The organism is Bowmanella yangjiangensis (genome assembly GCF_017255015.1).
Lineage (GTDB): Bacteria > Pseudomonadota > Gammaproteobacteria > Enterobacterales > Alteromonadaceae > Bowmanella > Bowmanella yangjiangensis.
Genome location: NZ_JAFKCS010000461.1, coordinates 1 through 604, shown reverse-complemented (window position 1 = coordinate 604; position 604 = coordinate 1). Strand labels below are relative to the sequence as shown.

At 60.4% G+C, this 604-nt stretch carries 1 pseudogene; it reads right to left on the bottom strand.

Annotated features, from left to right (window positions below):
- Positions 1-604, bottom strand: a pseudogene (locus J0A65_RS25150) (hypothetical protein); the annotation flags it as partial.

The following is a 604-nucleotide window of genomic DNA, read 5'->3' as shown; positions in this document are numbered from 1 at the left end:
CAGGGCGGTGTTGCGGGCGATCACATCGCTCTTGCCATTGCGACGGTAGTAAATGCTCCGCCCATCGCTGTTGCGGTAGACCCATGCATCCTTGCTGTCGGTGTCGTACTCCATGTAGCTCAGCTGCAGACGCTGATCTGCTGGCAGATTCAGGCCCAATTTGAACAGGCGTGAGCGGGTCACGCTGTCCATTTCACCGACCTCCGAGTTCAGCCAATTCTCCCAGGCAGTTGGATAGAATTGGCGCAGGTTTATCTGGGTGCCCAGGTTGTCCTTGTCATTGGTGCCGGCGCGGTAATCACCGAAGTGACGCTCACTGACGCCAAGCAGGACATCGCCGATTTCGTTGCCGAAGGCGAACAGCGCGCTGCCGTTGAAATAGGTGCCATTGCCCAGTTCACCGATGCCATGGCCGGCGCGCAGGCGTCCACCGAACTCCTTTCCCTCGCCAAGAAACTCGCGAGCATCGACCGTGTTGAACGAGGCGATCCCGCCCAGCACACCGGCCCCGCCCATGCCCGCGCTGGTGCCCTTGTCGATCTCCACGCTGGAGATCAGCTCGGGGTCGATGAACATCACGCCGTTGCGTTGCTGATGGCCGTTC